Origin of the sequence: Pedobacter sp. ISL-64 (assembly GCF_018613605.1) — a bacterium.
In the GTDB taxonomy this organism is placed as follows: domain Bacteria; phylum Bacteroidota; class Bacteroidia; order Sphingobacteriales; family Sphingobacteriaceae; genus Pedobacter.
In genome coordinates, this window is record NZ_JAGGPU010000019.1 from 147,109 (window position 1) to 172,288 (window position 25,180).

The 25,180-nt window shown below is 38.2% G+C and carries 18 protein-coding genes; 9 read left to right on the top strand and 9 right to left on the bottom strand.

The window, feature by feature from the left end; translation table 11 throughout:
* Positions 1-4 precede the first annotated feature (4 nt).
* A complete protein-coding gene (locus J7E57_RS20785) occupies positions 5-2,320 on the bottom strand; it encodes a BamA/TamA family outer membrane protein (protein WP_215125520.1) in 2,316 nt (771 codons plus the stop codon).
* The gene (locus J7E57_RS20790) at positions 2,304-7,334 is read right to left on the bottom strand and encodes a translocation/assembly module TamB domain-containing protein (protein ID WP_251029990.1); all 5,031 of its coding nucleotides are present in this window, start codon (positions 7,332-7,334) and stop codon (positions 2,304-2,306) included. Before J7E57_RS20790 ends, J7E57_RS20785 begins: the two co-directional genes overlap by 17 nt.
* 109 nt (positions 7,335-7,443) lie before the next feature.
* Here J7E57_RS20790 and J7E57_RS20795 point away from each other — a divergent pair, with 109 nt between their 5' ends.
* The 5 genes from J7E57_RS20795 to J7E57_RS20815 all read left to right on the top strand — a co-directional run bounded on the left by J7E57_RS20795 (position 7,444) and on the right by J7E57_RS20815 (position 15,619).
* Positions 7,444-7,932: a cytidine deaminase gene (locus tag J7E57_RS20795; RefSeq protein ID WP_215125521.1), complete on the top strand. Its 489-nt coding sequence runs from the start codon at positions 7,444-7,446 to the stop codon at positions 7,930-7,932.
* Between the two features lie 169 nt (positions 7,933-8,101).
* Complete coding sequence (locus J7E57_RS20800) at positions 8,102-9,787, top strand: PNGase F N-terminal domain-containing protein (RefSeq protein WP_215125522.1); 1,686 nt, start codon at positions 8,102-8,104, stop codon at positions 9,785-9,787.
* 704 nt (positions 9,788-10,491) lie between these two features.
* Positions 10,492-13,413 (top strand): DNA gyrase/topoisomerase IV subunit A, encoded by a 2,922-nt coding sequence (locus J7E57_RS20805; protein WP_215125523.1) that lies wholly within the window; start codon positions 10,492-10,494, stop codon positions 13,411-13,413.
* A 466-nt stretch (positions 13,414-13,879) separates the two neighbouring features.
* Positions 13,880-14,500 (top strand): nicotinamide riboside transporter PnuC, encoded by a 621-nt coding sequence (pnuC, locus tag J7E57_RS20810; RefSeq protein WP_029275787.1) that lies wholly within the window; start codon positions 13,880-13,882, stop codon positions 14,498-14,500.
* A 30-nt stretch (positions 14,501-14,530) separates the two neighbouring features.
* Complete coding sequence (locus J7E57_RS20815) at positions 14,531-15,619, top strand: acyl-CoA dehydrogenase family protein (protein ID WP_215125524.1); 1,089 nt, start codon at positions 14,531-14,533, stop codon at positions 15,617-15,619.
* On the opposite strand, the gene msrA is transcribed toward J7E57_RS20815, so the two are convergent.
* The 7 genes from msrA to J7E57_RS20850 all read right to left on the bottom strand — a co-directional run bounded on the left by msrA (position 15,620) and on the right by J7E57_RS20850 (position 21,741).
* Positions 15,620-16,162 (bottom strand): peptide-methionine (S)-S-oxide reductase MsrA, encoded by a 543-nt coding sequence (gene msrA, locus J7E57_RS20820; protein ID WP_215125525.1) that lies wholly within the window; start codon positions 16,160-16,162, stop codon positions 15,620-15,622.
* A gap of 270 nt (positions 16,163-16,432) precedes the next feature.
* Positions 16,433-17,845, bottom strand: coding sequence for a hypothetical protein (locus J7E57_RS20825; protein ID WP_215125526.1), 1,413 nt, complete (start codon positions 17,843-17,845; stop codon positions 16,433-16,435).
* A 66-nt stretch (positions 17,846-17,911) separates the two neighbouring features.
* Complete coding sequence (locus J7E57_RS20830; RefSeq protein WP_215125527.1) at positions 17,912-18,961, bottom strand: hypothetical protein; 1,050 nt, start codon at positions 18,959-18,961, stop codon at positions 17,912-17,914.
* Positions 18,962-19,058: 97 nt separating this feature from the next.
* A complete protein-coding gene (locus J7E57_RS20835) occupies positions 19,059-19,940 on the bottom strand; it encodes a class I SAM-dependent methyltransferase (protein WP_215125528.1) in 882 nt (293 codons plus the stop codon).
* Positions 19,941-20,002: 62 nt separating this feature from the next.
* Positions 20,003-20,233, bottom strand: coding sequence for a DUF2281 domain-containing protein (locus J7E57_RS20840; protein WP_215125529.1), 231 nt, complete (start codon positions 20,231-20,233; stop codon positions 20,003-20,005).
* Between the two features lie 21 nt (positions 20,234-20,254).
* Positions 20,255-21,007, bottom strand: a complete 753-nt coding sequence (locus tag J7E57_RS20845) for an ABC transporter ATP-binding protein (protein ID WP_057932020.1) — start codon at positions 21,005-21,007, stop codon at positions 20,255-20,257.
* Positions 21,007-21,741, bottom strand: coding sequence for an MlaE family ABC transporter permease (locus tag J7E57_RS20850; RefSeq protein WP_057932019.1), 735 nt, complete (start codon positions 21,739-21,741; stop codon positions 21,007-21,009). Before J7E57_RS20850 ends, J7E57_RS20845 begins: the two co-directional genes overlap by 1 nt.
* Positions 21,742-21,888: 147 nt before the next feature.
* Between J7E57_RS20850 and J7E57_RS20855 the strand changes: the two genes are divergently transcribed.
* The 4 genes from J7E57_RS20855 to J7E57_RS20870 all read left to right on the top strand — a co-directional run bounded on the left by J7E57_RS20855 (position 21,889) and on the right by J7E57_RS20870 (position 25,021).
* Entirely contained in the window at positions 21,889-22,578 is a 690-nt protein-coding gene (locus J7E57_RS20855; protein WP_215125530.1) for an SDR family oxidoreductase, read from the top strand.
* Between the two features lie 19 nt (positions 22,579-22,597).
* Complete coding sequence (locus J7E57_RS20860) at positions 22,598-23,311, top strand: PspC domain-containing protein (RefSeq protein WP_215125531.1); 714 nt, start codon at positions 22,598-22,600, stop codon at positions 23,309-23,311.
* A gap of 5 nt (positions 23,312-23,316) precedes the next feature.
* Positions 23,317-24,300 carry a LiaF transmembrane domain-containing protein gene (locus J7E57_RS20865; RefSeq protein ID WP_215125532.1) on the top strand — a complete coding sequence of 328 codons (984 nt, stop codon included), beginning with the start codon at positions 23,317-23,319 and terminating at the stop codon, positions 24,298-24,300.
* Positions 24,301-24,409: 109 nt separating this feature from the next.
* Complete coding sequence (locus tag J7E57_RS20870) at positions 24,410-25,021, top strand: RDD family protein (protein ID WP_215125533.1); 612 nt, start codon at positions 24,410-24,412, stop codon at positions 25,019-25,021.
* The last annotated feature ends 159 nt before the right edge of the window (positions 25,022-25,180 follow it).

The following is a 25,180-nucleotide window of genomic DNA, read 5'->3' on the forward strand; positions in this document are numbered from 1 at the left end:
AAAATTAAAATGGATACCCTATCCCAATGTTAAAAATTAAATTCTGTTTACGCCAATCCTTATTTCCGAAAGCGATATCATCGAATACCCATCTTTGCCCTTCTGGTAAATATGGCTTACGAATTGGAAAAGCTACATCTAAGCGGACTACAAAAATGCTGACATCTACCCGTAAACCTGCACCGGTACCCACGGCCAGCTCATTAAAGGCATTTTTTAGCTTAAAACCAGATCCAAGTCTTGCCGTCTCAGGTTTGCCAGGCTCTCCAAGATCTTCTTTCCTTAGCCAGATATTTCCGGCATCAACAAATAATGCCCCATAAAGTACGCTCACTATTTTAAAACGCAGTTCTGAGTTCAACATTAACTTAATATCACCACCCTGATCGGCAAAAATAGCATCATCAGGAACTTTGTAAGTACCAGGGCCTAAAGTTCGGGCCGGAAAAGCCCTGATATCGTTACTGCCGCCTGCAAAAAACTGTTTAACAAATGGGAGTGAAGTAGAGTTACCATAGGCATAACCGTAACCTAGGTTTAACCTGTTTGCCCAGATTAAGTTTCTGGTGATTTTATAATAGTCTCTTAAATCAGCTTCTACCCTGATAAACTGCGTTAGTGGTATGTTAAAAAGCGTACGTTTTCCTTCATCATCTTTTGGTACAAAAGCTCCCCAAACATTACCCCCGGTTTCTAACCCCCCAAAGAAATAAGTATTATTTCTCCGGCTATCTTCCATCTGGTTGGTATAGGTGAAATTATAGTTACTGCCAATGATAAATTGCTTTTCTAACGTAGTTCTTAATAATGGATTTTCTTGGTATATTCTTACCTCGGTATCGTAATCAGGGAAGCTCGTAGAAACATAACTTATTGATATTGGATTGAAATTATGCTCCTTGTAAAGATTTTCTTTAAAGTTGTACCCAAATTGTCCCTTAAATGCATGTAAAGTATATTCAGAACCACGGTTGAGCATCTGGTAAGAAAGCGAGGCAATGGTTTTCGGGATAAAAGCATTGGTGCTATTCGGTTTGTAAAAAGGCACAATAAACCTGGGGAAGGTCAGTTTTCCTTCAGCAGTTAATGAAAGCGAATTTTTGCCTAATGAAGTGCCTTTGGTTTGCGTTTCAAAACCACCACTAACACTTAAATCTAATTGTTCTGCATTTCTAAACAAGTTTCTAGTGGTTTGTGTTACTTTCACTTCCGAACCAACGAAATTGTTTGATTTACTTGTTCCTACCACCGAAAAGGTAAGAGAGTTTTTCTTTAATGGGGTTAAAAAAATGTTAAGGTTGAGCTGATTGTTTTTGAAACTATCAAGCGGTAAAAATTCAACCCTTACATCCTGAAAGGCACCTACATTTACCATGCGGTTTAATGATTGGTTATGATCTTTACGGTTATAAGGTTCGCCTTTTTGAAAGAACACCAAGCGGTCGAAAAGCTTTGGTTTAAAGGTATTCCGGTCATCGTATATATTGAAATCGTTATACTGTAACGGCTTTAGTTTTCTTAATGTACTATCTCTTCTTAACGAATAATTAGGGTATATGTTAATGTTTTTAATGGTATAGGGTTTTAATGCTGCATCTGGAGCAATGTCCTTTACTTTAACCGAAACATTAACGAGGTTTTTGCCAATGGTGCTATCCACTTGCATAATTAAATAATCAGGACTGAAATAGAAATAGCCGTTTTCTTTCAGGTCGTTATCAATCCTGATCCGCTCATTTTTGTAGGTATCAATATCGTAATAATCGCCGACTTTTAGCAAGGTTTTATCTTTGTTGGCATTAATGATTTTTGTGATTACCCCGGTATCAGGAGGAAAATTAATTTTATTGATTTTATATCGCTGCCCGGTAACTGCAGTATAAATAGCTTTACCCTTTTTTCCTTTTACAACGGTATCGCCGGTTACATTTGCCTGTAAATATCCTTCGCTAATAAGATAACTGGATAATACATCATTGTTGTATTTCAACTTTACATCGTTCAATAACACAGGCGCTTCGCCTTGTCTGCGCAACCAGTTTCTAAAGCCTTTTGGCTTTTTGGGTTCTCCTGCAAGATTGTAAATACCAAGCTTATATTTTATACCCAAAATCGACTTATTGGGACGTGGTCTTGTTTTGGCTTCAAGATCGGTTTTGACCTGTTTTTCATTGTCAATTTTCCCTGATGAATCAGGATTGATTTTTACTTCAGCACCGGTATACAAAATCTGCCCTGGTTTTAACGATTTGGTACTGCTGCAAGCCGCCCAAACTAAACAGGCCAATAAAAATAAAAGCGGTCTAGTTAGTTTTCTCATCTTGTGCTTTCTGTTCAATGTTTCTTATTCTTCTTATTCTTTTCTTTTGGAATATCTCTCTAAATTTATTGTAATCTACCACCAGCGTAAAACCTAAACCTGTTTCAACAATCTGTCCCTGTACAATCATATCGTTCTGGTTTCGGCGGTAGGCCCTTAAACGGTATCGTCCATCGGCAGAGAGTGCATATTCTACGTTCACGTTTCCTGCAATATTGGTCGATTTTTCCCCTGGAGCCTGTGGTCCTTCTAAAGCAAAAGAGCTTCCTACGCTAACGGTTAATCTGTCATTCAACAGTTTTTTCGATAAGCCAACCTCCAGATCTGTTTTTTGCTGCATCGAACCTGTTGAGTAATCTTCAGATGAATTTACACCGAAGTTAAGATCAACACCCTGGATTAAATCGGAGGTTAAATTATTCAATTGTTCCGTTAACAGCTTACTTACACTCGAACGGGCAAGGGTAGAAACGCCGCCGCCACCGCCGGCCAAACTTTGGAAGGGATTATTCGCAATAAACCTGTTTAGGGCAAGTAAAGCAAGAACCTGTTTGTTCAACTCACTTTCATCGCGGTTTACATTAATCAGCTTGGTATAAACCTGGCCACTTAAGGCACCACGCTCATTTTCTGGTAAATCGAGCTTAAATGAAATGGTTGGTTTTAATAATTCACCTTTTATCATCAAATAAACCTGGAAAGGCAATTTGGTTCTGGCCTCGTAAAGATCTGGTTGATTTAACAGGTCGATAGGAGCTGCGTTAACTTCGTACAATGCCGTAATATTTGCAGTTGCAGAAGTAGGTTCCCCTGTCCATACGATGCTACTGCCTTTAACCAGTTTAAATTCTTTTTTTACAACTGCGATTGTTAAATTGTATGAACCATCAACTATTTCATAGCGACCGGTCATACTGATTTTACCACTTGGATCCATCGTTACATTTAAGTCTGCATCACCCCTAACTTTTAGGTTATCGCCAGTAGATGGATCTACAACCACATTCAGTTCTGCTTCTGGATCTACCTTAACCGATGCCACCAGGTTTAGACCCTTAATAGGTGATTTGCTGATGCTATCTACTTTAAGCGCTTTTTGCCCATTAAAAGGAGGTGCATCCGCATCGATAAACTGTACTATACCTTCCTGGTCAATAATCGCCGGATCACTCGAAGGTAAAGCGAAGAAGAATTTTGTGCCTTTATTCACATTGATGTTCATATTCACATCTGGCTGGTTCAAATCTCCGCGTACTTTAATATTGCTTGTTAAGAATACCGTTCCGTAAATCATATCATTATCAGCTGCGGTCGAATTGATTGCCCTGAAATTGTTTGTTCGGATATCTAAACCGAAACGATAATTTTTAAAATCGGTGGTGTAAACTTTTCCATTGATGGTTGCTTTTTGGTTTAAGGAGTCAAGGAGTGTAAAATTGTTAAAACTGATGCCTTCGTTTGTGAATGAAATCTTTTCGTTAGGCATGCGGAAATATGAATTTACATAAGCCACATTAAAGCCTGCATTATTGAAAGTTAAATCGCCCAGTATTTTCGGAGCTGTTAGTGCACCTTTAACTGTTAACGCGCCTGTTAAGGTACCAGTACCACGTTTAAGCTGACCTGCAGATAAACTCTCTATATTTTTCATTTCAATCTTATCGATGTTTACCGTAAGATCTAAAGCGCTTTCTGGTGCAGTATAATAGAAGCCGTTAACCCTTAACTCGTGCACCCCAGTTAAAGCAACGTTTACCTCAAAGGCGTTTTCGGTATTGTTGTTTACGGCCAGGCGTAAAGTGCCCAGTTGATCTTTTTGATAACGCAACTGATCGATGGTTAAATTTGCTTCAAATTTCGGTGTGCTGGCTAAATCTTTAACATTCGCTGTTCCATTTAATCGACCACCAACCAAAGTGGTATCGGTTTCTGCAAATTTGGTTAAGGTTTCTAATTGGAAATCTTTAAATTCTACTGCCAAGGGCGCATTTGGTTCGGTAGGATTACTATTGATGGAAAGTGATTGACCACTATTACTAATCTGGAACTGGTTAACCAATATGCCTGATGCACCAAACTGGATGTAATTATCTTGCGAAACCACCCATTTTTGATAATCGAGCAATAGTTTTTGCGGATCTAAAGTGAATTTGAAATCCTTATTAATCGATTGAAAGGTACCACCAATTACATATTTATTTTTAAGCTTTCTATCTCGCAAGAAGATGTTAACGCCTAAGTTATTATTTGAAGCATCGCCACTTACTTCCGTATTAAAGAGTGCAATAGCTGGACTTTGGAGACTTTTAACCGTTAAACTATAAGCCAGTTTATTGTTATCATTATTGATGTTTAAAACCGTAGTATCTACCTTAAAATCGCCATAAACCACCTGTGGGAAATTCCCTTTAATCTGTAAGCTGTCTTTTTGTGTATCGATCAATCCATAAAACTGCGATTGTTTGAATACCGTTAACTCGGGCACAAACTCCTTTAATAATTTAGAATCGTAAACCTGTACAAAAAACCTTAACCTTTGGTCGGGAACTTTCGCAACGGTGCCAAAAGCATAGTATTTGTTAATTTCGTTGATAATGGCATCGCCAACTTTGGTGAGCTGGTACTTGCCATCAATTTTTGCTGATAGTATTTCAGATTTTAAGGTCAGCTCGTTTTCTGTCGCGGTTGATTTAGCCCGGATGGAAATCGTATCTACATTGATTTTTTGTTTGTCTTTTACCAATTGTAAGCTCGTAATATCAACCGACCCATTTAAATAATCAGCATCGGCGGTAGCGAGGTCTACTTTAACTATACCTGCTGCACTTAATACCGTTGGACTAAAGTTTAATGCCTGTAAATTTATCTGCTTTAAGTTTAGGTCGGCTTTTACAGCAGGATATTTTCCTGCCAGATTCACTTTAGCATCTAAATTAAAGTTGGCATTGCTATCGGGCATGCTACTCTTGATGCTGATGTTCTGATTACTGTAATTCCCGGCAAGATTTAAATTGCAGTAAGTGTATTTGTTGTAATAGGCACTAATTACTTTGGCGTTAAATTTTGCATTAATTTTTTTAGGATCGAGTCCTGTGCCTGCTACATTTGCCTTAACCGAAATCCTACCCAGTTTAGGTTGCATTTTTAATAGCCTGCCAACGTTAAAGTTGTTTAAGTTAATGTCGGCCTTATAACTTTCCTTACCTTTTGGTCCTTTCATACCGGCTACCAAAACCGCTCCACCCATATCGGTGTTGATGTTCAGGTTAGTGTTGAAATCGGTCATTGAACCCTTAAATGTGCCTTTCGCATCAACTACATTTGGCAATTCGATCGTCGGTGGCAGCGATTTTTTGGGTACTACCACCAAAATATCTCCCTTGGTTAGGTGAAACTTTTTGATATTTAAATCGAGATAGGTTTTTTTGATATCAGGTAGACCTTTCGCTTTTCCACTGATATCTATCTGTGTATTTTTTAACCCACTGATCTGCAGTTTTGGGATATTCAGGTTGTTCAGATAGCCATTAACATCTGCTGTTAGTTTTATTTTTTCGTTGCGGTAATTTGCTGGAACGGCATTGCTGAAAAAGCCAGCATCTTTTAAACCAATGCTTGTGTTTTTGAAGGTCAAATTCAATTTTACGCGTTCAGGATGTTTGGTTAAATCCTCCATCGAGGTAAAATTTAATTCAGTCGCATTTTCGATTGAAGTATTAGGTGTTTTTAAAATGAAATTGCTCAGTTTGATCTGTTTGTCGTTATACACCGCATCGCCTCTCAGCTGATCCAGTACAAAACCACTTTTTTCCTTTAACGATCCATTTTTAACATTGGCTTTTATACCAGCGGCGCTATAACTTACATCACTAACGCCTAAGTTTAGCTGGGTAATTTTAAGGTGGTTAAAGTCCGTGCCTTTAGGAACAGGCTTTGCCCCAATATTATCAAACTGTACATTGTTATCGGCCAAACTGATGTTTTTGATGATTAAACCCAAAGGCGATTTTTCGGGAACTACGGTATCTTTAACTTTCTTTAAATCGTTACTTGGCGCTGGTTTAAAAGCAAAAAGGATATTCGATTTATTTAAATGGGCATCATCAACAGCATACTTACTGTTGGTTAAGTCTACTTTTAGGTTTACCAGACCCAGATCGTTTACATCGGCAACGGCTTTGGTGGTCGATAATTGATCGTCGTAATTTACCTTTACCTTACTAAAAATGAAGTTTTGCACTTCTATTAATGGCAGTTTGCCCTGTTCTTTCTCGCTGCTATCAACACTGTTTGTAATGTGCTGCACCAGGTGGACTAGTGGTTTTTGCTGCAGATAACGTAAAGAAGTGTTCACTAAACTTAATTCTTTAATTACGTAGTGCTGATTGGCTAAATCGAAATCTTTGATTTTGGTTTTAAAGGCACCCAGATATAATTTCACGTCATTACCGGCCACATCATCACGATAGTTAATGCCTATATCTTCAAATGAAACTTTATCGACAGAGAATTTAAGGGTAGAGGTGGTGTCTTTATCTATTTTTTCTTCAGGCTTTTTCTGATCGCTCATAAAAGCATCAACCAGGAACGAAAAGTTGAATGTTGTATCGGGACTAATACGTTTAACATTTGCACGTATGTTTTTCAGCTCAATATTGTTAACCTCAATGGTGTTTTTTAACAGTTTGAATAAGCTAATATCAACCGCCAGTTTTTCGGCATATAATAAGGTATCGCCTTTGCGATCTTCGATATAGAATTTATTTAAAACCACATCTTTTGGCAGTGCAATTTTAATGCTTTCTAAACTTACCTCGGTTTTGGTTTTGTTTTTAAGATAGTTAATAGCTTTGTCTTTAACAAAATTCTGAACTGCTGGAATATTTAAAGATAGCGCCAAACCAACAACCAGAATGATGATGGAAGCAATTACCCACAATAAAATTTTTAGACTTTTGCGTACGTATTTATTCAAAGCTAAGCGTGTTTGGTGTTTGATAAATGCCAAAAGCATGCCATTAAAATTAATTTTAAGGCATGTTTTACTAAATAATACAAAAAATAACTTAAATTGTTCGCCCGCTATAAAAATTTAATATTGGCGGTTTCCTAATTAGTTACAAATGAATTCAATAAATCTAAATATAACTTTTGAACAATACGAAAGTATTACAGAATTAACATTGGCAGATAAAACGCTTTGCGAACTTGCAGCAGAGGCTTTAAATACCTCATATTCTCCTTATTCTAAATTTAGGGTTGGTACAGCAATCCGTTTGGCCTCTGGCGAAACGATATTAGGCAGCAACCAGGAAAATTTAGCTTATCCCTCAGGACTTTGTGCAGAGCGTGTTGCACTTTTTACCATTGGTGCTGCTCACCCAAATGCCGTTATTGAAAGTATGGCCATTACTGCCCAAACTGATAATTTTGAGATTTTAAAACCAATCACCTCATGTGGCGGGTGTTTACAGGTGATGGCAGAGTTTGAGCGTAAGCAAAATACACCGATTGAAGTGATTTTTTATTGTTTAAACGGCGAAGTGCTTAAAGTGCCGAGTGTTAAGAGCTTGTTGCCCTTTTCTTTTGTTGAAGATAGATTGGAGAGATAGGGTCGGCCGTCATTTCGAGCGGAGTGCAACGTAGTCGAGAAATCTATCGAGGTAGATCTCTCTCCCGAAAGTTCGGGACTATGCTTCAGTCGAGATGACGACTTTTCTCTATAAATGAGGCTAAAATAATATTCTTATCTTATTCCCTATATTTGGTTTTTTAGCCATAATGAAGCAACTCTACACCCTCGTTTTCTCCCTCTTTATTTCTTTTGGCGCAAATGCGCAGGCCGTCCTTAAAAATAGTGCGGTTTATAAAATAGTCTACTTCCGTTCCGCTGATGGGAAGCCCAGGGAAGACCGTAATCCAACTGTGGTAATGGCTTCAGCAAACCAGAATTTAATTAGTAATACTGCTATTCTCGATCGTAAAGCAAAGTATCCTTACGAACAAAGCATTGTTGCGAAACCTGCACAAATTTTGTTTCAGGTTGCCGATTTAAGTATAGATAAGCAGATTGCAACTGCCGATAGCCTTGCAATTGGCAAGCAAACTTTTGAGTTGAGCAACGAAACCAAAGTGATTTTGGGTTATACCTGCAAAAAGGCCACCACGGTAGTTAATTCGAATAGAATTGATCTGTGGTACACTACTGAAGCAGGTATTAAAGCGGCACCAACCAATTTGGGCCAGAACCTTGGTTTGGTTTTAGAGCAGGTGCGTAACGGCAGTAGCTTTGTAACGGCTACAAAAATTGAAGAAGTTAAAAATTCGAAATTGATCGATCTGCATAAAATAAGTGCTAAGCTTACCGATGCATTAACATATAAAGATTTGCTTTGGAAAAGCAGGTTTACCACGCTAAGTGTTTTTAATAACGAAACAATCAATTTTATAGATAAACCACAATCGAACGATTCTGTATTCCGCTTTGCTGGAGGGACCGTGATTGCCAGGAAAGTTAAATTTCCTGAGCTTCAGTCCAGCCCCAATGTTTTTGTCGATTTAACCGAACAATCGAACGGCGATGCTTATGATCGAACAGGATCGGTATTTATCATCCCAACCGATAAACAGATCAGTTTAATGGATGCACTTAAAAATTCTGTTAAAGACCTACCGGTTTACGACAATGGTAATGGAAAGAAATACCAGGGTGTTGTGGCTACAGCAAATTATAATCCCGTTATAGAATTGATGCGCTTTTTTACCCCTTTCGGTGTTGGCAAATACAATAATTTAAAACTGAAGGATAAAAAATGGGCGGAGAAAGTTTATTACAGACAGGATGTTTCAGAACTGTTCCCGCTGGTAAATGGAAAAGAAGTTTGGATAGCTGTTTTTGTTGGTAACTATGACAAGGGCGGTCATAAAGTTTCTTTAAATATAACACTGCATAATGGAGGAAGACAAAAGGAAGCCAAAGAAGTGATTTTGCCTTTATTTAATTCGACCAATGTAATGGAAATGGCTGGACAAGAATATGCAACCATGTTTAGCAGCGATAAGGGTTTGGAAGTTTCTTTCACCTTAGCAAAAGACCTAAAAGATGCAAAACTGCGCTACATCACAACCGGGCATGGTGGCTGGGGAAATGGCGATGAGTTTGTACCACGGAAAAACACCATCTGGCTGGATGAAAAAGAAACATTCGCTTTTACGCCATGGCGCCAGGATTGCGGTTCGTACCGATTATCGAATCCTGCCTCTGGAAATTTCGAAACGGGTCTTTCCTCGTCAGATTTAAGCCGTTCCAACTGGTGCCCAGGCACAGTTACCAATCCCGAATGGATAAGTTTGGGTGATTTAAAAGCCGGACCGCATACCATAAAAGTAACCATCCCGATGGGTAAACCCGAAGGTTCGAGTTCAAGCGCATGGAATGTTTCGGGTGTGCTGTTGGGGGTGGAATAGTGCAATATTTTTTCGGGAGATGAGTACCTTCACGCGAATCGTCATTTCGAGCGGAGTGCAACGCAGTCGAGAACCCAAAGGCTCTGCGAAGCAAAATCTGTCTAGATAGATCTCTCTCCCGAAAATTCGGGACTGCGCTACAGTCGAGATGACGACTTTTCTATTAAATCTTTTATCCTGCATGCGGTGAAGGATCTTTTCTTATCTCTTTTTTACCATATAAGACATATAAGGGAATATAAGCTCGGCTGACCCTATAATTGTTTATTTATTTTTACTTTTCAAATAGTGTCTAGGGATATTTCTATGCATCCTGCAACCCTAAATAGCAGCACGAAACTATTTTTCTAAACCGGATTGAAGAGAAGATCCTTTTTTGCTGCCTTGGGCTGAGCTGGAGAGCAAAAAAGATCGCATCGGAAAGCCGGAGGAAACATTAAACAAAATTTACGGAACCCTGCTTTCCAAATCAATACAAACAAATTTAGATTTCGGCAGGTGAGACACCAGCCGATAGGATGAGAAATCATTTTATAAGATCCAAGATTAAGATTCCCGCCTGCGCGGGAATGACGGCAAGAGCTAAGCAAAACGCACCTTGCCCTTGTCTTTTAACAAATTTCCCATCTCGAAATGTGAATAACCTCTCTTCATTCTATGAAATCATTTTTATTATATTTACGGCTGCCAATTTTTGTAAATAAATGAGTGAAGAATTAGATCAAAACGTAAACGAAGAGCACAAACATACCATAACCCCAATCAACGGTTTATACGAAAACTGGTTTCTCGATTATGCGTCTTATGTAATTCTGGATAGGGCAGTTCCACACATCAACGATGGTTTAAAGCCCGTTCAGCGACGCATTATGCACTCGCTTAAGGAGATGGATGATGGGCGTTTCAATAAGGCGGCCAATGTAATCGGTAATACGATGAAATACCACCCGCATGGTGATGCCTCTATTGGTGATGCGATGGTGCAGATTGGTCAAAAAGATTTACTGATCGATATGCAGGGTAACTGGGGCGATCCGGTTACCGGCGATAGTGCTGCGGCACCACGTTATATCGAGGCGCGTTTATCAAAATTTGCCAATGATGTGGTATTTAATGCAGATACTACGGTATGGCAGTTAAGTTATGATGGCCGTAACAACGAACCCATTACTTTACCGGTTAAATTCCCTTTGTTATTGGCGCAGGGGGCTGAAGGTATTGCGGTAGGTTTGGCTACCAAGGTAATGCCGCACAATTTTATCGAACTGTTAGATGCATCGATAGAAGCATTGAAAAATGTTCGCCCAAATATTCTACCCGATTTTTTTACGGGTGGTATGGCCGATTTTTCGAATTATAATGAGGGGCAGCGTGGAGGCAAAATCCGCGTGCGTGCAAAAATAACCGAGAAGGATAAAAAGACTTTGGTGATTACCGAAGTTCCATTTAGCACCACCACAGGTTCTGTTATCGATAGTATTTTATCGGCCAATGATAAAGGCAAAATCAAAATTAAAAAGATTGAAGATAACACTGCAGCCAATGTAGAGATTGTGGTGCATCTGGCACCTGGTATTTCGCCCGATGTGACCATTGATGCACTTTATGCCTTTACGGCCTGCGAAGTGTCTATTTCGCCAAATACCTGTATTATTCAAGGGGATAAGCCGCTTTTTTTAAGTGTGAACGATATTCTTATTGAGAATACAAAACACACCAAAAACTTATTAAAATGGGAATTGGAGATTCGCCTGCACGAGTTGCAGGAGAAGATTTTCTTTAGTTCCTTACTTAAAATATTTATTCAGGAGGGGATGTACAAAAATCCTGAATATGAAAACTCAACCAATTTTGATCAGGTTGTAGAAGTATTACATCTTTTATTCGATCCGTTTAAACCATCGTTATATCGCGAAATTTTACCTGAAGATTTTAAGAAACTAATTGATAAGCCAATGAGTAGCATCACCCGTTTTGATGTGAAAAAGGCTGATGAGCAGATGAAAAATCTGGAAGATGAAATTAAAGTGGTTAAAAATCACTTAAAACACCTTACCGATTATGCTGTTGCCTGGTATCAAAAACTGAAGGATAAATACGGAAAGGGAAGAGAACGTAAAACCGAAATCCGTTTGTTTGATCGGGTAGAAGCGTCGAAAGTAGCACTGGCCAACGTAAAACTGTATATGAACCGTGAAGATGGATTTATCGGATCGGGTTTACGTAAAGATGAATTTGTGGCCGATTGTTCGGATATAGACGAAGTAATTGTTTTTCGTGAGGATGGTAAATGCATTATCACCAAGGTAGCCGATAAGACCTTTGTAGGTAAAGGCATCATACACGCACAGGTTTTTAAGAAAAACGACGAGCGGACCATTTACAATATGGTTTATAAAGATGGCGCTAGTGGTACATCTTACATTAAAAGGTTTGCAGTTGTTGGCGTAACCCGCGATAAGGAGTACGATTTAACCAAAGGATCGAAAGGTTCGAAGGTTTTATATTTTACTGCTAACCCTAATGGCGAAGCGGAAATTGTAAATGTTGCATTAAAACCGCACTCTAAATTGCGCAAACTTCAGTTCGATCAGGATTTTGCAGAAGTTGCGATTAAAGGGCGCGGATCGCAGGGAAATATCATTTCGAAATATCCTGTCAAAAAAATCATCCTGAAGAGTAAAGGGGTTTCTACCTTATCAGGGCTGAAAATCTGGTACGATGATTTATTAAAACGCTTAAATGTTGATGGTCGCGGAAAATACCTGGGCGAATTTGATGGCGATGACCGCATTTTACAGGTACACAAGGATGGCTTCTATGAGTTAAGTTCTTTCGAGTTGAGTAACCACTTTGATGATGGCCTGATCTTGATCCAGAAGTTTGATCCGGAGAAAATTTTTGCCGCGGTCCATTTTGAAGGCAAAGCACAAAATTATTTTATTAAACGTTTTGCGTTCGAACTGCAAGCTAATGGTAGGAAAACCATTTTCATTAGTGAGGAGCAGAAATCGAGGTTGTTGTTCCTTACTTCAAATCCGGCAGCGAAAATTATTGTTGATGTTTTAAAAGGTAAAACCCAAATCCCAGAAACATTGGATTTAATCTTAGCAGAACTGATTGATGTTAAAGGACTAAAAGCAAATGGCAATAGACTGTCGCCGCACGACGTTCAAAAAGTAGTGTTAGAAGAGCCTGAGATAGAAATTGAGGCGGTTGAGGAAGCAACAATTGACGAGGAAGAGGATGCTGAAGAAACACTAGATGAGGTGGTTACAAGCGAAGAGGCGATTGCGAACGAGGAAACCGTAACAGAACCAGAAGTGCCGGAAGAGGTAAAAGAAAAACCTGTTGTAGCGCAGCCAAAACCAAAGTTCGAACGCAAAGAAGAACCTAAAGAAGTGCCTGTGGTTAAGCCAGAAAAACCAGAGGTAAAAGAAAAACCTGTTACTGTAGAAAAGCCATTAGTAGAAAAGTCTAAGCCAGAAGCCGAACCTGTTAAAAAAGAAGTTAAAACCGGAGATAAACCCGAAATGGAAGATAAACCTGTTAAAAAAATAGATTTTGAAATCACCAACCCGGATGATATTGATATCGACGATAAAGGGCAGTTAGGCTTGTTCTAAATAGATTCCAGAGTTGTCAATTTAATTGATTTGGCGATATATAGTCCCCGGCGGTTCGTCATTCTCACGCAGGTGGGAATCCTAATGCAATAGCTTTAAGATTCCCAATCAAGTTGGGAATGACGAACTAATGTTTTGCTAAAAATTAACCTCTCAGAACTGCAAAGTCGAATAAAAATCAAAATCTTTCATTTTTAAACCTATATTTGCCTTGCTCAAAGGGGTGCTTTTTGATTCCGCAATTTCTGTTGCCATCAATTTGCTGAGATTATACCCATTTAGAGGTTTAAGCCAAAAGGTTTAAGGTATAGGGTTTAACCTTACACCCTATACCTCAAACCTTACACCTTCTAATGAACCTGATGCGGGTAATGCCGCCGTAGGAAGAGGTTAAAATTTACAAAACTGTTTCGCCCCGAAAACGGTATCAAATTATTTTTACCGGCCACAACGCAAATTATTGTAAATGAATTTTCAAGATTGGTTTAAGCTTTTTCAGGAGCAAATTTTACACACCTCATTAATCGAATGGTTGGCTGTAGGTTTTGGGGTATCTGAAGTTTTACTGGCGAAGAAGAATAGTATCTGGCTTTATCCAACAGGAATAATTTCGATCTTGTTATCGATGTTTCTACTCTTAAATGTAAAGCTGTATGCAGAAACCTTACTGAGCATTTATTATCTGGTGATGAGTGTTTACGGATGGATAATCTGGAAGAAAAGAAAACAGGACGGAGAAAATCAGGTTTCATGGTCGAGCAATAAAGAATTAACCATTGCTGTTTTAATTTCTGTGATTGGTTTCGGCGTACTTTACCTTGTATTGAGGCATTATACCGATTCGGATGTGCCTGTTTTTGATGCCTTTGTATCTTCAACAGCATGGGCAGGTATGTGGCTGTTGGCCAAGCGTAAAATAGAAAACTGGATATTCCTGAACATTTCGAATATTGTGGCCATTCCGCTGCTGTTTCATAAAAAGCTTCCACTTATGGCCTGTTTAACTACGTTTTTGTTCACTGTAGCCATATTTGGGTTTTTAGACTGGAAGAAGATCATTAACAAAAGCAGACTCAAATTGGCTTAATTACCTTCATACGCAAAGCAAAAAATAATCATGCAAGAAACATTAACCACCACCTGGCAGGAAAAAGTAAAAGCTTATGCAGCAATTTCGGAAGAACTGGGCAAACTTCATCCCGAAATTTTAGAACTGGCCTATCAGGAAAACTGGTTTAAGCTTTTTGTACCCGAAATTTATGGCGGACCAAACAAAAAACTTCCTGAAATTTTAAGATTGGAAGAAGAATTGGCTGAAGCTGATGGAAGTTTAGGCTGGACCATTACACTCTGTGCAGGTGCAGGCTGGTTTGCAGGGTTTTTAAATCCTGAATTGGCTGCAGAGATTTTTGCCGATCGTGAAGTTTGTTTTGCCGGGAGTGGTGCCGTTGGTGGGGTGGCCATTAAAACGCAAAGCGGGTATCTGCTTAATGGAAAATGGAGCTATGCCAGCGGGGCATTACACGCCACTATATTTACAGCCAACTGCACGCTTAAAAACGAAAATGGTGATGATATTTTAGATGAAAATGGAGAACCTGAAATAAAATCATTTATCCTTAAAAAGGAGGAAGTAAATATTTTACCTGGGTGGTCTTACTTTGGTTTAATTGCAACAGGCAGTCATGCTTTTGAAGTTTGTGATTTAAACGTCGACGAAAATAGGACCTTTAAAATTAACCAGCATATTGAAGTGGCAGATTCAGGCTTTGATTATCCCTTTTTACAGCTCGCAGAAACCACGTTAACAGTAAATAGTTTAGGAATGACCAATCATTTTATCAAACTGGTAGAGCAATCTTTTTATTCGCGTTCTGGATTGGGGAGATATAATGAAGCGCAAATTTTGTTTTTTAACAACGAACTTAACCGTTGTAAAGAAGAGGTACTAAATCTTCGCGCCAAATTCTACCATGCGTTTGAGGAGTCCTGGGATCAGTTAATGGGCGATGGTGAAATTAAGGAGGATATCTTAATGGAGGTGAGTTCAATCAGTCGTAAATTGGCCCATGCCTGTTGGAAATCGGCAGCTACTTTATTCCCATACTGTGGCTTAGCGGCTGCAAAAAAGGAATCAGAAATTAATAGGGTTTGGAGAGATATTCATACGGCAAGCCAACATGCTTTACTTACTTTCGAAATTTAATTATTCCAAAAGCGCTGGTTTAATTTTATCTTTAAAATCAGTAGCAAACTTATTAAGTTTAGGTTGTATCACAAATGCACAATAGGATTTCCCCTGATTGTTGCTAAAATAGTTTTGATGATAATCTTCAGCCTCATAAAATTCGGCTATGGGGGAAACTTCGGTAGCAATGGGCTTATCGAAAATATGTTGTTGGGTTAAATCTTCTATCATTTCCTCTGTCTGTTTTTTCTGATCCTCATTATCGTAAAAAACCACCGAGCGGTATTGTGTACCCACATCATTACCCTGCCTGTTTAAGGTTGTTGGATTATGGGTTTTAAAGAATACCAATAGAAGCTCCCTGAACGAAATAATACTTTCATCGAATGCGATTCGAATTACTTCTGCATGCCCGGTATTACCATTACAAATTTCCATATAGGTGGGATGCTTTAAATCTCCCCCCATGTAGCCTGATGTAACCTGGATTACTCCATTTAACGTCTGAAAAACGGCTTCGGTGCACCAAAAGCAGCCCCCGCCAAATGTTGCTGTTTGCATATTCTACCTATCTAAAATCTATTCCAACTTTTTTAACCTATCAAAAAAAGACATTTTTTTGGTATTAAAGTTTGGTTAGCTGTCGATTATTCCTAAAAGTTTTAAAAGCCGGTAACTTACAGGGGATCAATATAGTATTTATACACTATATGGCAAACTATAAACTTTTTCTGTTAAAAATTATTTGGTAAGCAAAAAGCCCGCGGTTTTCGGTTATGGGCTTCGTTCTTATATCGACAAATCCCTTTGTATTAAAAAGATGGATGTGATCTAGAGTGTTTTGGTTTTTATTTTCTTCAGCTCTGATTCGAGATTAGCTGTAGAAGTCTTTTCACTCTTTGCTTTGTCTATTGCCATTTCTTGGGTTTTTATTGCTTCTTCATTATAGCCTAGGCGGTAAAGAATGTGCGCTAAAGTATCGTAATATCCAGGAATAGGATTCAGCTCGATAGAACGTCTACTCCAGATCATAGCTTTACTAAGGTAATTAAGGTTTTTAGTACCAATTTCATAAAACTTCCATGCGGCATTATTTAATTCGTTTGCATATGAGTTTGATGGAGATCCAACACTGACAAATGATTGTGTGATTACTTTTGCTCCTGCGGTTTTTTGTAAGCTGTCTAATTTTTCTTTAGAAATGGTTTGTTTATAAGGGCTAAAAGCTATGTGTTTTTGGGTTAAAGCTTCACGGTCTTTAGCCTCAATTTTCTTTATGCTGTCGGCACTAACATTCATATAGAAATTATCGTAAAAGTAACTGGCTGTTCTTAAGTAGCTTGCGGTATCCTTTACGGTGTTGTAGTACCATAAAATCTGGGTATTGTATGCTTTGTCTCCTCGTCTGTAGTCTTTTGTCCATGTATTTCTTGCGAAAGAAGCTGCAGAAATTGCCCTAGCGGTGTTTTTGTTTTTTGCAGCATCAGCAATCGTATTGGAGATAATGACATTATTAATTGCCGATCTTTTTTGAGGCAGTTCAGTCCTGTATAAGCTGTCAATTATCTTTCTATTTGTGTAAGCTAGTTTATAAGCACTTCCATCGCTATATGGACCGGCCTCCAAAATATACAATACGTTTTGATAGTCGTTAAAATCTCCTATTTTTAGGTTGTTTGCATATTGTTCAATAAGTTGCGCGTTGTTCGTAATTCCAAGTTTTTTCCTGGTATCGATTAATTTTTTTAACAATACATTATTGCTCTTATCTGCATTGTATTTAGTTTCCATATCAGAAATCGATTCTTCTTTTGAGGCTAATAAGGCATTATTAATCATTGAGATGTATTTTTTTTGATCGGTAGAGTTTCCGAAATCTTTAAAAAAGACATCCTTGTTTGAACGAAGGAAAACAAATGCAGGAAAAGATTTGATGTTTGCTTCTCTAATGATCGACCTAATGTTGGTGTCTGTCATTGTGGTTTTATAAACGATAAAGTTTTCGTCAATCTTGTTTACAACTTCAGGTTCTTCTAGAGCCGATTTAAAATTAACTTTTACATTGGCAGGCAAATTGACTGGTTTTGATATTCCTGTCACATTTATAATTAGCAGTACAGGCTTTTTGGATAGGAACGACTGTTCTAAAGCCGTTTCCAGCGATTTTGAGGTTTTTAGTTCTTGGGCTAAGCCTGAAGTACAAACTGCTAAAAGGACGCACGCTAGTGCAATAAGGTTTTTCATTTTGAGAGCGGATTATATGATTAAATTAAGAACGCCCGTAATTTCGGGTCACGGGCGTCTGGTATATTATTGATATTGGATATATATCGGTTTTGGAGTAAGTTTTAACAGCTCTTCTGGAGTCATCAGGCGTTTAGGGTCTTTCTTTAGATCATTCTTGTAAAATATTTTAAAACCCGTAAACTGTACAGGTTCACCCTGTATAAAGTGGCGATAGGTACCTTTTTTTAATTCAGGTTCACCCCATCCATCCATATGCATTACCACCTGAACTTCTGGGCGTAATTTGATACTTGGAGAATTGGTTACCATTTTCTTAGTAAAACGGTGCAATACAAATACTTTTGGAGGCAAATTGTATTTCTTAACAAGATCTGCTAAATAGCCCGTTACGTAATTAATGTCGGCTGCATCATAAGTACCAATCTTTTTTCCTGGTAATGTTCCATCTTTCATTGAGAATTCAGGATCAATGCCTAAGTGAACGTATGGCAATTGCAGGTACTTTTCGATATGCGGTAACTCGGCTTTTATGGTACTTAAAGCTACCTGAAGATCTAAAAATACAATGGTGTTGGGTTGCATTTTGGCAATTTTCAAAACAGAATCAATCTGTTTGTTGCCCATTCTGTTGATGTATTTTCCATCTTTCCCCGGTGTTCCGCTTGCTACTGCAGCAATATAGTGTAATCCTGGTTGTACAGGGGTAGAGGGATCAGCCTTTTCCCAATGTTTAACCTCAGCATTTAAACGTTTCCACATTTCTTTAGGCGCATATTCGCCAAGTGCACCCATTTTTTTCGAATGTAGGTTTCCATAATAAACAACGATGCGTTTAAAAGGTAAAATGGCTCCCGCCAAAGGATATGGTTGTTTTTTTACTGGCCATCTTCCGGTAGTATCTCCGTTTGCCAGTTTTTTTACCAACGAATCGTAAAGCTTTGGGTCAACCGGTTTCATTACGTTTACCGTTGAGTCCGTTTTCTTTTTAGTTGAATCAGAAGAGAAGATTTTGCCGATACCGCCACTGCTCTTACCGTCTGAATTACAGTTGGCAAATAAGCTGATTGCGGCAAAACCAAGTATTAGTGTGCCTGCTAATTGAGGGAATTTCATAAATATTATATAGATAATTAAAGTTTAGACAGTTTCCGAATCTGTTTTGATGAAAGTAGGGTGGAAATCTGGTAGTTTAAAATAAAGTAATCAACATTTACACATTACAGAATTTGCCAAAAACACCCAATGGCAATTTAATGCCCGAAGTAGCCTGTAGAAACAGTTCTCCGGTTTCGAGGTTTTTAACTGATGGGAATGAGGTACGGATTAAATTTTCTACAATTACCGATGAAAATCCTAATGAATAAGTATTTAGGATTAAGAAGTGTTCTTTTTCATCCAGCAGCTGTACTACATCCTGCATCATTTCCTGAATATGATCTTCCAGTTTCCATTTTTCGCCATTAGGGCCGTGGCCATAAGCAGGAGGGTCTAAAATGATTCCGTTGTATTTTTTGCCTCTTTTTAATTCTTTTTTTACAAACTTTAAGGCATCCTCTACCATCCAACGGGTATCTTTCAAGCCTGAAAGCTCCTGGTTTTCGTTTGCCCAGGTAACTACCTGTTTAATCGAATCTACGTGGGTAGTTTCAGCACCTGCTGCATTGGCAATTAGTGATGCCGCACCAGTATAAGCGAAAAGATTTAAAACTTTAGGCTGTGGCGTTTTAAATTTTTTAATCGACGAAGAGATGAAATCCCAGTTTACTGCCTGCTCAGGGAATACGCCTACATGTTTAAAAGATGTTAAACCTAAGCGGAGTTTAATGGCCACTTCATCATTTTTATATTCTACATGCCAACGATCAGGAATAGATTGATTTTTCTTTACCCATTCGCCAGAAGTAGCTGAACGGCCCCTGAAAGTAATGTTGGCCGTTTTTTTCCAATCCTGTTCTGAATATGTTTTTTTCCATACCGCCTGTGGTTCAGGACGGATAAGGATTACATTTCCAAAACGTTCCAATTTTTCAAAATCCCCGCAATCAATCAGTTCATAATCTTTCCAGTGGGTTGGGGCAAGTAATTGTATCATGTATTATTATGTATAGTCCGTCATTGCGAGGCACGAGGCGTGCCTCGCAATGACGATTTTATTTAGTAGAAATTTATCGGATCATTAAAATCTTTAGGGATGATAAATAAACCTTTTGCAGCGCCATATAAGCTTTTTGGTTCTTCAACAACATTTGCTTTTTCACTTGCTGATTTAGGAAAGCTCTTCGATTGTTTAGCTTTTAAAAAATCAATAAAATCTTCTACCTCATTTACCATGCTTTCTGGTAAGGTTTCCAATTTGTGAATGATATTTTTTGTAGCCGTTGTCATATTACAAATATAAGAATTTTCTTAAAACTTATCTTTTGCTGCCTTCATGAAGCGGCTGGCAAATACGAAATCGTTCAATTCTTGGATATCAGTATGTGCAATTTCTTTATTGCTGCCTTCCCAGAATTTTTTTCCTTCGTGTAGGAATAAAATATAATCGCCAATACCCATAACCGAGTTCATATCGTGTGTTACTACAATAGTAGTGGTTTTGTATTCTTCGGTAATTTCCTGAATCAACTCATCAATTACAATCGAAGTTTTTGGGTCTAAACCTGAGTTCGGCTCATCACAGAATAAATACTTCGGGTTCATAGATATAGCACGTGCAATACCCACACGTTTTTTCATTCCTCCAGATAATTCTGCCGGGAATAATTTGTTTTTACCTGCAAGGTTTACCCGTTCCAAACAAAAATCAACTCTTTCAAGCTTTTCTTTTCTGCTTTGATCCGTAAACATGTTTAAAGGAAACATGATGTTTTCTTCAACAGTCATACTATCGAACAGGGCAGAGCCTTGAAACAGCATGCCAATTTCTTTACGCACCTCAATCCGCTGCTCGTAGGTCATCGGCGTAAAATCACGGCCATCGTACAATACCGAGCCCGAATCTGGCTGATGCAAGCCAACCATGCATTTCAATAAAGTTGTTTTTCCTGATCCAGAACCACCGATAATTAAATTGGTTACACCTTCTTCAAACTTTCCAGAAATGCCTTGTAATACATCATTTCCGGAGAAAGATTTATAAATATCTTTAATTTCGATCATTACAATAAAAGTTGAGTAACTAAATAATCGCAAACAAGAATAGAGATACAGCTAATTACAACTGCTCTTGTACTGGCCTGCGAAACTTCTAAAGCACCACCACGAACGTAAAAACCTTCGTAAGCTGGAACTGATGTAATAATGAAACCAAATACAAATGCCTTTACCAAAGCAACCGTGATGGTGTAAGGATTAAAATCAGTTGTTATACCTTGAATATATTCTGCAGGGGTAACGGCACCTGAAATAGAACCGCCAATATATCCACCGGTAATACTTAAAAACATAGAAATGATTACCAGCATGGGTACCATGGTTATGCCCGAAATAATTTTAGGAAGGATGAGGTAGCCTGGTGCATTTATACCCATAATTTCTAAAGCGTCAATCTGTTCAGTAACACGCATCGAACCAATTTCTGATGAAATGGCCGATCCGATTTTTCCTGCCAGTACAATTGCACTAATGGTTGGGCTTAACTCTAATATACTCGAGTCGCGGTTTACAGAACCGATAATTGTTTTTGGAATAAAATCACTAACCAACTGGAAAGCAATTTGTAGCGTCATTACTGCACCAATAAAAGTAGAGATGATAGCAATTAAACCTAAAGAGCCTACACCAACATAATCCATTTGTTTGGCGATTTCTTTTAGGTATATTTTCAGTTTTTCCGGCCTTCTGAATACAGACTTGAGTAGCAGGATGTATCTGCCGAAATTGGTAAAATTCATTCCGTATGTATTTGCTTAATTTAAATGATCGTTCTATACTACTACAAAGAAACAATAAAAATTTGGAGCACTTTGCTAATTGTAAAAATATTCGTGGTTTTGAATATAAATATGGTTTTTTGTTAACAAAAATTAAACCATAAATAAATGAAAGCTGTAATAACCGGAGCAACTAAAGGAATTGGTAGAGCTATTGCGACTAAATTAGCCCAAAATGGGTACGATTTAGTTTTGGTAGCAAGGGGTTTAGATGAACTCGACAGGCTTCGACAGGAACTAACCCCTTATGGGAATGCTATTTTTACGCAGACAGCAGATTGTTCTGTTAAAGAAGAGGTGTATGCTTTTTTAAATTCGACTGCTATAAATCTTGATCAAGTAGATGTTTTAGTAAATAATGTGGGGATCTTTTTGCCTGGCAGCATGCTCGATGAGGATGACGAAACCTTCGAAAAACAGCAGCATATAAATACAAATGCCTGTTATTACATCAGTAAATTTTTTGGAAAAAAAATGCGTTCAGCCAAGCTAGGCCATATATTCAACATCTGTTCGGTGGCCAGTAAAGCACCTATGAAAAATGGAGGCAGTTATAGTGTAACAAAAGCAGCGATGTTAAGTCTTAATCATGTATTGCGGCAAGAGTTAGCACCTCACAATGTTAAAGTAACTGCATTTTTGCCAGGCTCTACTAAAACTTCATCCTGGGAAGGAACAACAATTCCGGATGAAAAATTTGTACAGCCTGAAGATATTGCAGAAACTTTGTTTACCATTTTAAACTTAAGTAAAGGGGTAAATGTAGACGAGGTTTTGATTACTCCGCTTGATTTTTAAACACAAAATGAACAACGTTATGGAAAAGAAGCTTTTTAGAAACGAACACGATAAGATGATTGCCGGTGTAGCTTCGGGACTTGCAGATTATATGCAGGTGGAGGTTACCATAATTAGATTATTGTTTGCATTATCGGCTATATTTATGGCTGGAGGTGGCTTGGTTGCCTATATAGTAATGTGGATTATTGTTCCGGTTAATAATGATCCGGCAGCAAGATTTTCTAAATTTAACGATTACTTTGGCAAGAAAAACCCAAATGCACAACCCTTTGGGACTGCCGATCCTTTTGCAGGACCAGCGAACCAGGGAAACCAGAATTGGACGCAACCTGTTGATGGTGGACAAAAAACGCCTTTCGAAACACAGCCCAATTTCGACAAATTCAATAAATCTAACGATACTGGCCGCACCATAGGCGGATTGGTATTGCTAGTGATAGGATGTTTTTTCCTGATGCGCGAAATGGATTTTATACCCGACTGGTTTAGTATCCACAATTTATTCAAGTACATGTGGCCATTGATATTTATTGCCTTAGGTGTAAGTATTATAGCTAAATCAAAAAGAAAGAATGACTGGGCTGCTTTTCAGAACCAACAGGAGGCTGAACAACAAAAAGAAGCTGAACAACAAAAAACAGCTGATTTTTCTGAAACTATTGTAGAAAATGAACCTACAGCACCAGCTAACAAAGATGATAATTCAACATCCGCTAACCCTCAAGTATAAATAGAATGAAATTAGATAGATTAATTTGGGGTATTATCCTGCTTTTTATTGGCGGTGTACTTCTACTCGAAAACTTTGGTGTAATCAACTTTTATTGGCGCAACGTTTGGAGCTTTTGGCCAGTGTTCTTAATTATAGCAGGTTTAAATATCCTGTTCAATAAAAACAACTCGCAAACAGGTAGTATCATTTCTATTGGCGTTTTAGTAGTGGCTTTGTCGTTCCTTTTTTACAAAGGACAGCAAGTACCCGAGCATGGTAACTGGTGGGGGCACCATTTCAAAAAAGATATCGATGTTAATATCGACCATAATGATGGCGACAACGACGATGATGATAACGATAGTGATACCTCATATAATCACTTAAGTTTATCTGAGCCATTTGTAGCTGCAGATAATGCGAAAAAAACAGTACTAAATATTTCTGGAGGTGGCATTTCATTTAATCTTGATGGTGAAACAACCGAGTTGATTAATGCCGACGTAAAGAAAAGACATGGTAACTTCTCTTTAAAGAAATTGCTTACCGATAGCACTATCGTACTTACTTTCCAAATGGACGATAAAAAGAGTAAATGGAATTTTGGTGATGGTGGTAACGATGTTAACTTTAAATTGAATAAAGAAGCCAACTGGGATATTTTAATGAAACTGGGAGCTGGCGAAGCGAACTTTGATTTTGCCAATTACAAAGTGCGTACCTTCCGCTTTGATGGTGGAGCAGCAGCTTTGGATATTAAATTCGGAGATTTATTGCCAATAACCGACGTAATTGTGAAATCTGGCGTGGCCGATGTTAACATTAAGGTGCCTACTAATTCAGGCTGCCGAATTAAAACCAAAACAGGTTTATCAGCTAAAGATTTCGATGGTTTTGAGAAATTGAGCGATGGTGTTTACGAAACCTCAAACTATAAAACCTCAACCAAAAAAATCTTTATTAATTTAGATGGCGGATTGAGTAACTTTGAAGTAAGCAGATATTAAAAAGGCAGAAGGTTTTAAGGTGGAGGGTGTAAGGCTTATTCTTGTAGAAGAAATTTTTATAAAATGCGGATCTTACAATCCTAAAATCTCATCATCCTGATCCAATCCAATGAATCCTGATCAATATATAGTTGTAATTAATGGAAAGCCACAGGGGCCGTATAGTTTAACCGAACTGAAAGATTTAAACATCAGTGCGAATACGTTTATACGTAAGCCCGGAATGGACGATTATAAAGAAGCTCACGCAATTCCCGAATTGCGTGAGCTTCTGGGTTTTAGTTATCAAAAAACAGCACCCCAATATTTTGCCGCTTTCGATCAAAGGCTGTTGGCATCGGTAATTGATCATTTTATTATTTTTGGAATATATAGCATTATCATTTTAACGAGTTATATTTTTATTGAAGGCAAAGATCAGCGGATTATGGCTTTTCTAATCCCATTTCCATCTATATTTATCATTAAGCTAATTTATGGCAGTATTGCCGAAGCATCAGCCAGTCAGGCCACTATAGGTAAAAAACTCCTCAATATTAAAGTAACCGATCTAGAAGGTAGCCGGGTTTCTTTTGGTGTTTCTCTAGTCAGGAATTTTTCTAAAATCTTATCTGTAATTCCTGTTTTCTTTGGCTATTTATACAGTTTCCTCAATAAGAAAAACCAGTGTTGGCACGATATTGCAGCCAATACGTTGGTGATAAAAGATAGGTTGATATAAGTTAGAAAAGCAAAGTCAATACAACTATTTTCGTTACTCGGGCTGTACGCTATATCTTTGGCTGTCCTTAGATTAAGCTCAGGCTTACAGCCAAAGGATGCCGCTGCCATCCCGTTTATGAAACTTTGGTCGGTGCAAGCATGCCAAACCCACCTACCG

What these genes read in the sequence shown, in the direction of transcription:
- J7E57_RS20795 (WP_215125521.1), top strand. Translation starts at nt 7,444, where the DNA reads ATGAATTCAATAAATCTAAATATAACTTTTGAACAATACGAAAGTATT.
- J7E57_RS20815 (WP_215125524.1), top strand. Translation starts at nt 14,531, where the DNA reads ATGCAAGAAACATTAACCACCACCTGGCAGGAAAAAGTAAAAGCTTAT.
- msrA (WP_215125525.1), bottom strand. Translation starts at nt 16,162, where the DNA reads ATGCAAACAGCAACATTTGGCGGGGGCTGCTTTTGGTGCACCGAAGCC.
- J7E57_RS20825 (WP_215125526.1), bottom strand. Translation starts at nt 17,845, where the DNA reads ATGAAAAACCTTATTGCACTAGCGTGCGTCCTTTTAGCAGTTTGTACT.
- J7E57_RS20800 (WP_215125522.1), top strand. Translation starts at nt 8,102, where the DNA reads ATGAAGCAACTCTACACCCTCGTTTTCTCCCTCTTTATTTCTTTTGGC.
- J7E57_RS20845 (WP_057932020.1), bottom strand. Translation starts at nt 21,007, where the DNA reads ATGATCGAAATTAAAGATATTTATAAATCTTTCTCCGGAAATGATGTA.
- J7E57_RS20855 (WP_215125530.1), top strand. Translation starts at nt 21,889, where the DNA reads ATGAAAGCTGTAATAACCGGAGCAACTAAAGGAATTGGTAGAGCTATT.
- J7E57_RS20870 (WP_215125533.1), top strand. Translation starts at nt 24,410, where the DNA reads ATGAATCCTGATCAATATATAGTTGTAATTAATGGAAAGCCACAGGGG.
- J7E57_RS20850 (WP_057932019.1), bottom strand. Translation starts at nt 21,741, where the DNA reads ATGAATTTTACCAATTTCGGCAGATACATCCTGCTACTCAAGTCTGTA.
- J7E57_RS20805 (WP_215125523.1), top strand. Translation starts at nt 10,492, where the DNA reads ATGAGTGAAGAATTAGATCAAAACGTAAACGAAGAGCACAAACATACC.
- J7E57_RS20840 (WP_215125529.1), bottom strand. Translation starts at nt 20,233, where the DNA reads ATGACAACGGCTACAAAAAATATCATTCACAAATTGGAAACCTTACCA.
- J7E57_RS20830 (WP_215125527.1), bottom strand. Translation starts at nt 18,961, where the DNA reads ATGAAATTCCCTCAATTAGCAGGCACACTAATACTTGGTTTTGCCGCA.
- pnuC (WP_029275787.1), top strand. Translation starts at nt 13,880, where the DNA reads ATGAATTTTCAAGATTGGTTTAAGCTTTTTCAGGAGCAAATTTTACAC.
- J7E57_RS20835 (WP_215125528.1), bottom strand. Translation starts at nt 19,940, where the DNA reads ATGATACAATTACTTGCCCCAACCCACTGGAAAGATTATGAACTGATT.
- J7E57_RS20865 (WP_215125532.1), top strand. Translation starts at nt 23,317, where the DNA reads ATGAAATTAGATAGATTAATTTGGGGTATTATCCTGCTTTTTATTGGC.
- J7E57_RS20790 (WP_251029990.1), bottom strand. Translation starts at nt 7,334, where the DNA reads ATGCTTTTGGCATTTATCAAACACCAAACACGCTTAGCTTTGAATAAA.
- J7E57_RS20860 (WP_215125531.1), top strand. Translation starts at nt 22,598, where the DNA reads ATGGAAAAGAAGCTTTTTAGAAACGAACACGATAAGATGATTGCCGGT.
- J7E57_RS20785 (WP_215125520.1), bottom strand. Translation starts at nt 2,320, where the DNA reads ATGAGAAAACTAACTAGACCGCTTTTATTTTTATTGGCCTGTTTAGTT.